We start from the raw sequence: 11,791 nt of genomic DNA, 5'->3' as shown, positions 1-11,791 counted from the left end.
CTAGTCTCCCGGGAATAAAAATGGATTGAGACTGCTGCGGGCGAAACCTTCCTGCTCCATGCGTGCATCAAGAATTAATGAGGCGAGATCGTCAGCCACTGGTTCGACCGCCGGGTCCTTTTCCTGATAGAGCATCTTCAGGTAGGTGCCGCAGTCACCGCAGCTTTCGGCCTTGATGGCTGCCGTTTCATTATCCAGCGACCAGTAGTGAAGATCCTGGGTCTGTTCGCAGTTACTGCATTTGGCGCGAACCACATGCCATTCGCTTTCACACAGGTTGCAGTGCAGATAACGCAGCCCGTCTTTGTGGTTGCCCATATGGATCACGCTGGACACCGGTACGCTGGCACAGACCGGGCAGAACTGACGCTGTTCACCGGCTTCCGCCCGGGCTTTCCCGGGGATCAGCGCGGCCATCTGCGCCCAGTACAGGGATAATGCCGCCCAGATAAACGGGGATTTATCGCTGCTGACCTGGGCGAAATCACTGGCAAACAGCGCACTGGCCATGGCTTCCAGCTCGGCAGAGGAGGCTTTTTCCAGGTTCTCCAGCACCGCCAGCGCCTGGCCGGTCATTTCGGGTTTAAGTTCAGCGATCAGAGAGTGCAGCAGGCGCTGCCAGTGGTCGTCGCGCGGCAGGGTGCTGATATCCAGCGGCGGTTTGCCGAGGCGGGCGCTCTCTTCCAGCCGTGTGCGCAGATCTTTCTCTAACGGATGGTCATAGAGTACGATCTCCTGAGCCGTGGCAATCACCGCTGCAAAGCGCAGATAATCACCCAGCGGATTTTTGTCTGCCAGCTGACGTAAACGGGCGGCGCGGCGGCTGTATAGCTGCTTCAACCTGGGGAAAAGTAACGGCGGAATGCTCTCCGCCGTTGCCGTGTCGCTTTTCTCCAGCCGGTCCTGCGGGATAATGCGAATAGTCATCAGGGGCCTTTTTCCTGTTGTTTTTGCTGGTTTTGCTGCTCTCGCACGCTACGATACCAGCGCGGGTGATGCTTTTTAGCCCAGGTCGCGGTGACCCAGCCTTCCACCATCGCCGTTATCGTGCCTTTGATCCAGAGTGCGGCGTAGACGTGTACCATAATCACCACAATCAGAACCACCGCAGCTACCGAATGCACCACCAGCGCACCCCGTATCAGAGGGATGCTGAAGACCGGTGCAAAGTAAGGACGCCAGATCACAACGCCGCTGGCCAGTAGCAGAATTAAGCTGATGATAGCCGCCCAGAATACGCACTTCTGACCGAAATTATAGCGTCCGGTGTCGCCGGCTTCCTCGTTTTGGACAATTTTATGAATATTTTTTGCCCAGACCAGGTCCTGCCTGTCGATGAGATTGTGCCGCCAGTAGCGGAAAAACATCAGCAGGAAGGCCGCAAACATCACCACACCGGCAAACGGATGCAGGATGCGCGCCAGCTGCGGCGTACCGAGGATATGCATCAGCCAGTTCAATGAAGGGAAGAAAAACCCCAGTCCGCTGACGGCCGCCAGGATAAAGCAGAGAACAACCAGCCAGTGATTAAGACGTTCAGGTGCGCTGTAGCGCTGTATACGCTGATGGGGTTTCATTGATCATCCTCCTGATGTTCATCCTCTTCCTCTTCGGCCCGGTTCGGGCCGACCCCGACATAGTGGAATACCGAAGCAGCAAAGGTGGCGGCAAAGCCAAATGCAGCCAGCGGTTTCCAGATGCCTTTCCAGAAGGTAACGGCCGGGCTGATGGACGGATCTTGCGGCAATCCGTGATACAGCGTCGGCCGGTCGGCATGATGCAGCACATACATGACGTGTGTGCCGCCCACGCCTTGCGGATCGTACAGGCCGGCGTGGTCATAGCCGCGCCCTTTCAGCTCTCCGACGCGCTCTGCCGCCACCTGCTTCATTGCCTCTTTGCTGCCGAAGTGAATCGCACCGGTGGGACAGGTTTTCACGCAGGCTGGTTCCTGACCAACGTTAACCCGGTCGACGCACAGGGTACATTTGTACACCCGATTATCCTGCGGGTTAAGACGCGGCACGTTGAACGGGCAGCCGGCAATGCAGTACCCGCAGCCGATACACTGCTCTGACTGGAAGTCGACGATGCCGTTGGCATACTGAATAATTGCGCCCTCTGACGGGCAGGCTTTCAGACAGCCTGGATCGGCACAATGCATACAGCCATCCTTGCGGATCAGCCACTCCAGCCGACCGTTCTCCTCCACCTCGGAGAAGCGCATCACGGTCCAGGATTTGGCGGTCAGATCGGCGGGGTTGTCATACACCCCGACGTTAGTCCCGACCTCATCGCGGATGTCGTTCCATTCGGAACAGGCCACCTGGCAGGCTTTACAGCCGATGCAGGTGGTCACGTCGATCAGTTTGGCCACCTCCTGCTGGTGGTCGCGGGCCTGCGGGGGAGGTGTCAGGCTGTTGGTTGCCGAACGGCGAATAATGTCCTGAGATTGATAAGCCATCGTTTACACCTTCTCCACGTTAACCAGGAACGCCTTGAACTCTGGCGTCTGCGTATTGGCATCACCGACGAAAGGCGTTAGCGTATTAGCGAGGAAGCCCTTCTTCGCCGCGCCGAGGAAGCCCCAGTGGATCGGAATGCCAATGGTATCGACCGGTTTACCATTCACGGTCAGCGTCTGCAGGCGTTTGGTCACCACCGCTTTCGCTTTGATGTAGCCGCGATTCGAACTGACCTTCACCGTATCGCCGTGCCCGATGCCCAGCCTGCCCGCCAGCGCTTCCCCGATTTCAATAAACTGTTCCGGCTGGGCGATGGCGTTCAGCCGCGCGTGCTTGGTCCAGTAATGGAAATGCTCGGTCAGCCGGTAGGTGGTGCCGACATACGGGAACTGCGGTGCCTGTCCCATGTTATTAAGATCGTCGGTGAACACCCGTGCTGCCGGATTGGAGATCACCGACGGATGCAGCGGGTTAGTGCCAATCGGCGTTTCAAACGGCTCGTAATGCTCCGGGAACGGCCCTTCCGCCATTTTATCCAGCGCAAACAGTCGCCCCATGCCTTCAGGCTGCATGATGAATGGCCCGGCATCGCTGCCCGGTGGCGCAGTACCATAGTCGGGAATATCCTGACCGGCCCATTTTGCGCCGTCCCAGTGCAGCAGCTGGCGTTTCGGATCCCAGGGGTTACCCTGCGGGTCGGCAGAGGCGCGATTGTAGAGAATGCGGCGGTTCAGCGGCCACGCCCAGCTCCAGGCAGGGGTATTCCCCAGCCCGGAAGGATCGCTGTTATCGCGTCGGGCCATCTGATTGCCTTCCGGAGTCCAGCTTCCGGCGAAGATCCAGCAGCCGCTGGCGGTGCTGCCATCGCTGCGCAGCTGGGCAAAGCTGCTCAGCTGCTGGCCTTTTTTCACCAGAATTTCGCCCTGATCGTCCCGCAGGTCATTCAGAGCCCGGCCGTTACTTTCCCTCGCCACTTCTTCCGATGCCGGCGCATCAGGTGTCTGATAATCCCAGCTCATGTTCAGCACCGCCTCTGGTAGCGCACCGCCCTCCCGGGCATACAGCTCGCGCAGGCGGAGGTAGATGCCGGCCAGAATCTCGCCGTCATTTCGCGCTTCACCCGGTCCGTCAGCTCCTTTCCAGTGCCACTGCAGCCAGCGCGCCGAGTTGACAATGGAGCCGTTCTCTTCCGCAAAGCAGGTGGACGGCAGACGGAAGACTTCCGTGCCGATTTGTGACGGATCGGCGCGGTTGAACTCGCCGTGGTTTTCCCAGAAACTCGCCGTTTCGGTGGTGAGCGGATCGATAGTGACGAGGAATTTCAGCTTCGCCAGCGACTCCGCTACCTTTTGCTTGTGTGGGAATGACGCCAGCGGGTTAAAGCCCTGGCAGAGGTAGCCGTTGACCTCGCCCCGGTGCATCATGTCGAAATACTGCAGCACGTCGTAGCCTTTGTCCCACTTCGGCAGCCAGTCGAATCCCCAGCTGTTTTCCGGCCGGGCGTGGTCGCCATAGAACGCCTTCATCATGCTGATAAAGAACTTCGGATAGTTGCTCCAGTAGTTGACCTGGCCGGGCAGCAGCGCTTTTGGCGTGTTGGCAGCAAGATAGTGCTCAAGATCGGCCTGTTTTTCGGAGGGCAGCGTCATGTAGCCCGGCAGGCTCTGCGACAGCAGGCCAAGATCGGTCAGCCCCTGGATATTGGAGTGGCCGCGTAGCGCGTTAATGCCGCCGCCCGCCATGCCCATATTGCCCAGCAGCAGCTGGATCATCGCCATAGTGCGGATGTTCTGTGCCCCCACGGAGTGCTGCGTCCAGCCAAGTGCGTAGAGGAACGAGGCTGTCCGGTCCGGTGCGCTGGTGTCGGCCAGCAGTTCACAGACGTGCAGGAAATCCTTTTGCGGGGTACCACAGATATTTTCCACCACTTCCGCGGTGTAGCGGCTGACGTGGTGTGACAGCAGGTTATAGACACAGCGTGGGTGGGCGAGCGTGGGGTCGCGTAGGGCAAAGCCCTGCTCATCCAGCTCATAGTGCCAGCTGGTTTTATCGTAGCTGCGCGTTTCAGGGTCATAGCCACTGAACAGGCCGTCATCGAAGCTGAAATCTTCCCGCACGATCAGGCTGGCATTAGTGTAAGCCGAAACGTACTGGTGCTGAATTTTGCCTTTTTCAAGCAGATAGCGCAGCACGCCAGACAGGAAGGTAATGTCAGTGCCGGAACGAATGGGCGTATAAAAATCCGCCACCGATGCCGTACGCGTAAAGCGCGGATCGATAACGATCAGTTTCGCGTTGTTATGGATTTTGGCTTCCATCGCCCAGCGGAATCCTACCGGATGCGCTTCAGCGGCGTTGCCCCCCATGACGACGACCAGATTCGCATTGCGGATGTCGACCCAGTGATTGGTCATCGCACCGCGACCGAACGTTGGAGCAAGACTTGCTACCGTCGGTCCGTGTCAGACGCGTGCCTGGTTGTCGACGGCAAGCATGCCGAGCGACCGGGTCATTTTCTGGGTTAAGTAGCCAGTTTCATTACTGGAAGCCGAGGCGCAGAGCATCCCGGTAGTGAGCCAGCGATTGACGGTCACGCCCTCTTTATTCTGTGCTACAAAGTGCGCGTCGCGGTCATCCTTCATCAGCCTGGCGATGCGGTTAAAGGCATCATCCCAGCTGATACGCTGCCATTTATCGCTTCCGGCAGCGCGATATTCCGGGTACTGCAGGCGGCTTTCGCTGTGAATAAAGTCGAGCAGCCCGGCCCCTTTCGGACACAGCGCCCCGCGGCTTACCGGATGGTCCGGGTCCCCTTCAATATGGAAAATGCGCTCTTTCACATTTTTTGCCCCATCACCCATGCTGTACATCAGCAGGCCGCAGCCAACCGAGCAGTAGGTACAGGTATTGCGGGTTTCACGGGCACGTAACAGCTTGTACTGGCGGCTTTCTGCCAGTGCAACGCCGGGGGTAAAGCCGAGAGCGGCGGCAGTGGTCCCTGCCATCCCTCCGGCACAAATTTTAAAGAATCGTCTTCTGCTGACTTTCATCACGTCATTCCTGGTTCGACAGTGGTCAATTATTTTGCTCCGCTCAAATGAGAGGTTCACAATAAGCGCAGGTGCTTTTTAGCGTTTACGATGTGAAATAATACCACAGGATTATTGTGGTTGATGAGGCGAGTGGGATTCATTGAGCGACGAACAGCACAAAACAGAGGACAGCCTGCCCCCAGCCGCTGGCTTACGCCAGATTGCGGTCTGGCAGCGCGATGCGCTGGACGCCCCCCGGCCGGACTGGCTGGCAGAAGAGGTGCCGGTGGCACTGGTGTACAACGGTATCTCGCATGTGGTGATGATGGCGACGCCGAAAGACCTGGAGGCGTTTGCCACGGGCTTCTCTCTGTCGGAAGGCATTATTGCCTCACCCGCGGATATTTTCGGGATTGATGTGGTGCCGGGGTGTCAGGGGATTGAGGTGCAGGTTGAACTGTCGAGCCGCCGCTTTATGGCTCTCAAAGAGCAGCGCCGGGCGATGGCCGGACGGACCGGCTGCGGCGTCTGCGGCGTGGAGCAACTGGCTGAGATCGGTAAACCGGTTCAGCCGCTGCCGTTTACGCAGCGCTTTGATTTCAGCCAGCTCGACAGCGCGCTGCGTCAGCTGAAAGATTTCCAGCCGGTGGGTCAGCTTACCGGCTGCACTCATGCCGCCGCATGGGTCACGCCGGCGGGACGTCTTAGTCTGGGCTGTGAGGATGTGGGCCGCCATGTGGCGCTGGATAAGCTACTGGGGCTGCGCAGCATGGCACCGGCCGCACCCGGCGCGGTGCTGGTCTCCAGCCGGGCCAGCTATGAGATGGTGCAGAAGTCCGCGATGTGCGGCGTGGAGATCCTGTTTGCCGTGTCTGCCGCTACGCAACTGGCGGTGGAGGTCGCCGAACGCTGCAACCTGACGCTGGTAGGCTTCAGTAAGCCGGGGCGCGCCACGATCTATACGCATCCGCAGCGGCTGGTGTAATATTAAGCAACTTGGCACAGTGAGGATGTGACTTATGCGACAGCCCTATCGTCTGAAGAGCATAACGCTCAGGGATATTGGTGTTTTTGAACATACGCATTTTGATTTTCCACCGATCGAAAGTGTAGAAAAGGATGCTGCAAAAGCGGAGATTCATATTTTTACCGGGCCGAATGGCTGCGGGAAAAGCACTATTTTGTATGCAATGGCGGCGACATTTGAGATGGCTGAGGATAAGTCGCTAATCTTTAAACGTTTTCGCAATAATAAAAGTACCGTTGATTTCAGTTTTCTGCATGAGCACGGGCGTTATAGCGTCGAAAATTCATCACCTCTTGATCGGACAAGTGACGGGTTGTACCCCCTTAAGCTTTTGGGACAAAGTTCATTTTGGAGCAGCGATTCTGACAGCGTTTTTAAAACTTATTATGGGCGCTTTGATAAAAATAATCGTCTGAAAGAGTCTGTGTTTCCGTTTGCTGCTTTTGCCTATGCGGGCAATCGCTCTCCGCAGGGTGAATTCAATGTCAAGGCCATACAAAATATCACCGACTCACCGTTTGAAGACGCCCTCTCCTTTGATAAAACGGTACGCCCAGACATTCTGGCGCAGTGGATTGCTAATAATCGTACCAAAGCGGCACTGGCGCAGGCAGATAACGATAGTGAGGACGTTAAACGTTATAATTCGGCTTTGCTGGCAATCAGTGATTTTATCCAGGATGTGTGCCAACTCAACGTCAACTTTCGTCTGAAGCGGATGCCGCTTGAAGTGATTGTGGATGTAGACGATATTGCGGTGTCATTTGATGCCCTGCCCGAAGGCCTGAAGTCCATTATCTCCTGGGTAGCTGACCTGGCGCTGCGGCTGGAAGATATTCCCTTCGTTGAGCAGCGCGATATTTTCTCTCAGCCCATTATTCTGTTCCTGGATGAAATCGATATCCATCTTCATCCTAAATGGCAGCGCCGTATCCTGCCTGCTGTCCAGAAACTGCTGCCTAATGCTCAGGTCTTTGTCTCCACGCATTCGCCGTTTGTCGTCGGTTCCGTTGAGGATGCCTGGGTCTATCGTCTGCCTGACCCACAACGCACCGTGTGTCTTGACCCGTCGATGCCTGAAATCATTATCCCGGAGGCCTCTGCAGCGGGGAAAAGCGTTCAGCTTATTCTTGAGGAAGTCTTCGATGTCAGCGAGCAGTTTGATGTGGAAACCGAAGGAATGCTGAACGACTTTTACCATGTCCGTGACGCGTATCTTAAGCACCCTGTTGACGATAGCGCACTGATGACTCTTGCTGATAACATTCGTCAGCGTGGGGAAGAGCTGGAACTGATTATCGAAATGGAACTGCGCCAGATCGCACGCCGCATTAAAGGATAGGGATCATCAGGGATGAGAAAACTGATACGTATTGCGCAGCCACCTTGTCTGGCTGCCAGATTTATGGAATGGACCGATCGCTATATGACCGCTCGTGAAGTGAATGCGGCGACGGCTTTTAGCTGGTATTCCAGGGCCTGTTATCAGGATGTGCGAACGGCATTGCTCGCCATGACGCAGCATCATTGTGCGTTCTGCGACGGATTCGTCGGGACAGAAGGGCGCGAAACGGTAGAACATTTTCGCCCGAAGAGCACTTACCCGCAAGAGGCTTTCCTGTGGCGTAATTTATTCCCCTGTTGCGACGTATGCCAGAGTGCCAAGTTGGAACGTTATGATAATCTGCTGCTTAAGCCTGATGAAGAAAACTATCAGTTTGAACATTTTTTTATTTGTAATTATGGCACCGGATAATTACAGCCTGCGCCGGAAATCAGCGCTGCGGATCAGGGGCGGGCAGAAAAAACCATTGAGTTTTATGGACTGAATCTACCATTAAGGAAACAGGCCAGAGTCAGGGAACTCAAAAAATTTCTTGCCGTGGGCAATGATATACATATTGATGAATTCCCTTACCGCTATTTCCTTGCTATCTAAGCCAGCACCACCTGCGGCAACACTGCTTTCAGCGCGTCAAATGCTGCAAGGCTTTCCGCGCCGCTGTCGGTCACCAGCGTGCTGATCTGTTGCAGGCTGGCATAGCTGATGCGGCTGGTTTGACCGAGTTTGGTGTGGTCGGCCAGTACGATCAGCCGTCCGGCCTGCTCGCGCATGGTGCGGGCGATCGCCGCTTCGTGCGGCTGAAAACTGCTGGCACCCTGCCTGGCGTCCAGCGCCACCGGGGACAACAGCGCCACATCGGCGCGATAGCGGTGAATTTCGCCCACCGTCAGCTCACCACGCGTCTCCTTCGCTCCGGCCAGCATGTTGCCGCCCAGCAGGATCACCTGATTGTTCAGCGCCTCGTGTTCTTCCGCTGCGCACAGCGTTAATGCGGCGTTGAGACTATTGGTGATAATCGTCAGGCCGGACATCGAGCGTAACTCTTCCGCCAGCATGGTGGTGGTGCTGCCCGCATCAAGAAATACTGTCTGACCGGACTGCAGCAGCTGCGCCGCCGCGCGGGCGATGGCGAGTTTCTCTTTTGCCATCACGGCGCTGCGCACCGTCAGCGGGGGCTCCGGCATAGTACCCGGTGCCATCAGACCACCGTGTACACGGCGTGCCAGGCCCTGGGCTTCCAGCTCAATAATGTCGCGGCGCGCGGTCTCCCGTGAGATCCCCAGTTCTTTTATGATCCGCTCGGTACTGACCTGACCCAGCGTACTGAGTAGCGCACGAATGCGGTGTAAGCGTGTTTCCTGCAGCATGATCCCAATCCCCTGACTCTCTCTGCGGTATAGCCTAACCGACTCTGTGCCACTGTGCCTGTGTATTTTGTTGTACTTGTGTGTTTTGTTGCATTTAGTCGAAAAATTGCCATGATGAGCATCAGACATGGCTGACTGCCACCGGGCAACCCTCAATTTAGCAACGGGAGTGATCATGGCTACACGTTCAACCATCATGGATACCAACAGTTTCCGCGCCGAGCATGCCGACGGCCTGAGCGCTGATGTGCGCAAGCTGACCGACAAGCGCAGCAGGGTGCTGGGCGAGTCTTATCGTCTCTTCTATCGCAAGCCGGTACATCTGGTGCGCGGTCAGGGCCAGTATCTGTGGGATGCTGCCGGGGATAAATATCTTGATGTATATAACAACGTTGCCAGCATTGGCCACTGCCATCCTGCGGTGACGGATGCGGTATACCGGCAGATGCAGCAGCTGAACACCCATACCCGTTACCTGCATGAAGCGATCCTCAACTACTCGGAACAGCTGTTAGCCACTACACCGGCTGAGATCGACCGTGCCATGTATATGTGCACCGGTTCAGAGGCCAATGACCTGGCGATCCGCGTGGCGCGCGCCTTCAGCGGCGGGACCGGGATTATCGTCACCCGGGAGTCCTATCACGGCACCAGCGACCTGACCTCGGGCGTGTCTCCGGCGCTGGGCAGCGGACAGCCGCTGGCCGCGACCACCCGTCTGGTGTCACCGCCGGACCGTTACCGCGTTGATGCCCCCGATCTCGGAGCCTGGTTTGCCGCTGAAATTCAGCAGCAGATCGATGATATGGCCGCACATGGCATCAAGTTTGCCGGTTTCCTTGCGGATTCGATCTTCTCCTCCGACGGCGTACTGCCCGGACCAAAAGGTTTCCTTCGCCAGGCGATCGACGTGGTGCATAAGAATGGCGGCATCTTTATTGCCGATGAAGTGCAGCCGGGCTTTGCCCGGACGGGGGAGGCGTTCTGGGGCTTTGCCCGCCACGGCGTGGTACCGGATGTGATCACGACCGGCAAGCCAATGGGCAACGGCATCCCGGTTTCCGGCCTGCTGGCAAAAAGCAACGTGCTGGCCGCCTTCAGCGATGATATTCCGTACTTCAACACCTTCGGCGGGAATCCGGTGGCGATGGCCGCCGCGCAGGCGGTACTGGACGTGATTAACGCTGAGGGGCTACAGGAACACAGCCGTGTGGTGGGGGCGAAACTGCTGGCGGAACTGTCGACGCTGAAAGAGAAATATGCGTGCGTGGGTGATGTGCGCGGGGCCGGTCTGTTTATCGGGTTCGAACTGGTGAAAGATAAATCCAGTAAAATCCCGGATAAGCAGCTGGCGCTGGATGTCACCGAGATGCTGCGCGAAAATCACGTACTGACCTCCGTGGCAGGTCCGCATGGCAACGTGCTGAAACTGCGCCCGCCGCTGGCGTTTCAGGAGAGTGATATCGACTGGCTGGTGGGGGCACTGGACAAATCACTGGCGGCGCTGGGGCGTTAACATGACGGGCCGATCGGAAAAAAGGATGGCCCCTGCTGGTCGTTTCATTCCGCGATGAAGTGAATAATCCCTTAGATCATTTAGTTGTAACCTGAAAGGGATTGGATATAACCACCCGTTCCTGCCGGGCTTGCTGTATAACCTTATCAACGTCGGGGCATTGATAACCCTTTTCCCGATCATTTATTTAACTATAATGATCCGACTGCTTACGCGGTGCTGAACAGCGAGCGCCGCCCATAATCTGAATGGAGACGATGAACATGAGTTATTCACTGCCATCCCTGCCTTATGCGTATGACGCACTGGAACCGCATTTTGACAAGCAGACCATGGAAATTCACCACACTAAGCACCATCAGGCTTATGTGAACAACGCCAACGCTGCGCTGGAAGGCACTGAGTTTGCCAACCTGCCGGTGGAAGAACTGATCGCAAAACTGGATCAGCTGCCTGCGGACAAAAAAGGCCCACTGCGTAACAACGCGGGCGGTCATGCTAACCACAGCTTCTTCTGGAAAGGCCTGAAAACCGGCACCTCTCTGGGCGGCGACCTGAAAGCAGCCATCGAGAAAGATTTCGGCAGCGTTGATGCGTTCAAAGCAGAATTCGAAAAAGCGGCCACGACCCGTTTCGGTTCTGGCTGGGCGTGGCTGGTTAAAAAAGGCGACAAGCTGGCGGTTGTCTCAACCGCAAACCAGGACAGCCCGCTGATGGGCGAAGCGATTTCTGGCGCATCCGGTACTCCGATCATCGGCCTGGACGTGTGGGAACACGCCTACTACCTGAAATACCAGAACAAACGCCCTGACTACATTAAGGCGTTCTGGGACGTGGTTAACTGGGATGTGGCTGCCGAGAACTTTAAAGCGGCTAAGTAATCCTCAGCGGGCGGGCAGACCCTAAAAGAGGTCTGCCCCTGCAAACCGCCCCTGTTCTGATAAACCGGCGACCTGTTCGCCGGTTTTTTTATGCCCGTGCGGCAGCAGACCTTTCTGACAGGCAGCATAACTGTCTTATATCTGGCTGTAACTCCTCT

At 56.6% G+C, this 11,791-nt stretch carries 10 protein-coding genes; 5 read left to right on the top strand and 5 right to left on the bottom strand.

The annotated features are described in order from the left end of the window. The 4 genes from fdhE to fdnG are packed head-to-tail and all read right to left on the bottom strand — an operon-like array spanning position 1 to position 5,515. Positions 1-927, bottom strand: a complete 927-nt coding sequence (fdhE, locus tag IFU29_RS18610; protein WP_191935231.1) for a formate dehydrogenase accessory protein FdhE — start codon at positions 925-927, stop codon at positions 1-3. Further along, positions 927-1,577: a formate dehydrogenase cytochrome b556 subunit gene (gene fdoI, locus IFU29_RS18605; protein WP_191935230.1), complete on the bottom strand. Its 651-nt coding sequence runs from the start codon at positions 1,575-1,577 to the stop codon at positions 927-929. Before fdoI ends, fdhE begins: the two co-directional genes overlap by 1 nt. Further along, positions 1,574-2,464: a formate dehydrogenase subunit beta gene (gene fdxH, locus IFU29_RS18600; RefSeq protein ID WP_191935229.1), complete on the bottom strand. Its 891-nt coding sequence runs from the start codon at positions 2,462-2,464 to the stop codon at positions 1,574-1,576. Before fdxH ends, fdoI begins: the two co-directional genes overlap by 4 nt. A gap of 3 nt (positions 2,465-2,467) precedes the next feature. After that, complete coding sequence (gene fdnG / locus IFU29_RS18595; protein ID WP_191935228.1) at positions 2,468-5,515, bottom strand: formate dehydrogenase-N subunit alpha; 3,048 nt, start codon at positions 5,513-5,515, stop codon at positions 2,468-2,470. Between the two features lie 175 nt (positions 5,516-5,690). Between fdnG and fdhD the strand changes: the two genes are divergently transcribed. Genes fdhD through IFU29_RS18580 form a run of 3 tightly spaced genes read left to right on the top strand, consistent with a single transcriptional unit; the run spans position 5,691 to position 8,280 of the window. Beyond that, complete coding sequence (gene fdhD / locus IFU29_RS18590) at positions 5,691-6,482, top strand: formate dehydrogenase accessory sulfurtransferase FdhD (RefSeq protein ID WP_244633749.1); 792 nt, start codon at positions 5,691-5,693, stop codon at positions 6,480-6,482. Positions 6,483-6,516: 34 nt separating this feature from the next. Next, positions 6,517-7,866, top strand: a complete 1,350-nt coding sequence (locus IFU29_RS18585; protein WP_191935226.1) for an AAA family ATPase — start codon at positions 6,517-6,519, stop codon at positions 7,864-7,866. A 12-nt stretch (positions 7,867-7,878) separates the two neighbouring features. After that, positions 7,879-8,280, top strand: coding sequence for a hypothetical protein (locus IFU29_RS18580; protein ID WP_191935225.1), 402 nt, complete (start codon positions 7,879-7,881; stop codon positions 8,278-8,280). Positions 8,281-8,459: 179 nt separating this feature from the next. On the opposite strand, the gene IFU29_RS18575 is transcribed toward IFU29_RS18580, so the two are convergent. Next, the gene (locus IFU29_RS18575) at positions 8,460-9,236 is read right to left on the bottom strand and encodes a DeoR/GlpR family DNA-binding transcription regulator (protein WP_191935224.1); all 777 of its coding nucleotides are present in this window, start codon (positions 9,234-9,236) and stop codon (positions 8,460-8,462) included. Between the two features lie 175 nt (positions 9,237-9,411). Between IFU29_RS18575 and IFU29_RS18570 the strand changes: the two genes are divergently transcribed. Next, the gene (locus IFU29_RS18570) at positions 9,412-10,752 is read left to right on the top strand and encodes an aspartate aminotransferase family protein (RefSeq protein WP_191935223.1); all 1,341 of its coding nucleotides are present in this window, start codon (positions 9,412-9,414) and stop codon (positions 10,750-10,752) included. 263 nt (positions 10,753-11,015) lie between these two features. Then, on the top strand, positions 11,016-11,633 hold the full coding sequence (gene sodA / locus IFU29_RS18565) for a superoxide dismutase [Mn] (RefSeq protein ID WP_062744050.1): 618 nt from the start codon (positions 11,016-11,018) through the stop codon (positions 11,631-11,633). Positions 11,634-11,791 lie beyond the last annotated feature (158 nt).

The sequence above is a fragment of the Erwinia persicina genome (assembly GCF_014838825.1).
In the GTDB taxonomy this organism is placed as follows: domain Bacteria; phylum Pseudomonadota; class Gammaproteobacteria; order Enterobacterales; family Enterobacteriaceae; genus Erwinia; species Erwinia persicina_A.
This window is presented reverse-complemented; position numbering and strand designations above follow the sequence as displayed.

Excerpts from the sequence above, each read along its gene's own strand:
- fdhE (WP_191935231.1), bottom strand. The coding sequence starts at position 927 with ATGACTATTCGCATTATCCCGCAGGACCGGCTGGAGAAAAGCGACACG.
- fdoI (WP_191935230.1), bottom strand. The coding sequence starts at position 1,577 with ATGAAACCCCATCAGCGTATACAGCGCTACAGCGCACCTGAACGTCTT.
- fdxH (WP_191935229.1), bottom strand. The coding sequence starts at position 2,464 with ATGGCTTATCAATCTCAGGACATTATTCGCCGTTCGGCAACCAACAGC.
- IFU29_RS18585 (WP_191935226.1), top strand. The coding sequence starts at position 6,517 with ATGCGACAGCCCTATCGTCTGAAGAGCATAACGCTCAGGGATATTGGT.
- IFU29_RS18580 (WP_191935225.1), top strand. The coding sequence starts at position 7,879 with ATGAGAAAACTGATACGTATTGCGCAGCCACCTTGTCTGGCTGCCAGA.
- IFU29_RS18575 (WP_191935224.1), bottom strand. The coding sequence starts at position 9,236 with ATGCTGCAGGAAACACGCTTACACCGCATTCGTGCGCTACTCAGTACG.
- IFU29_RS18570 (WP_191935223.1), top strand. The coding sequence starts at position 9,412 with ATGGCTACACGTTCAACCATCATGGATACCAACAGTTTCCGCGCCGAG.
- sodA (WP_062744050.1), top strand. The coding sequence starts at position 11,016 with ATGAGTTATTCACTGCCATCCCTGCCTTATGCGTATGACGCACTGGAA.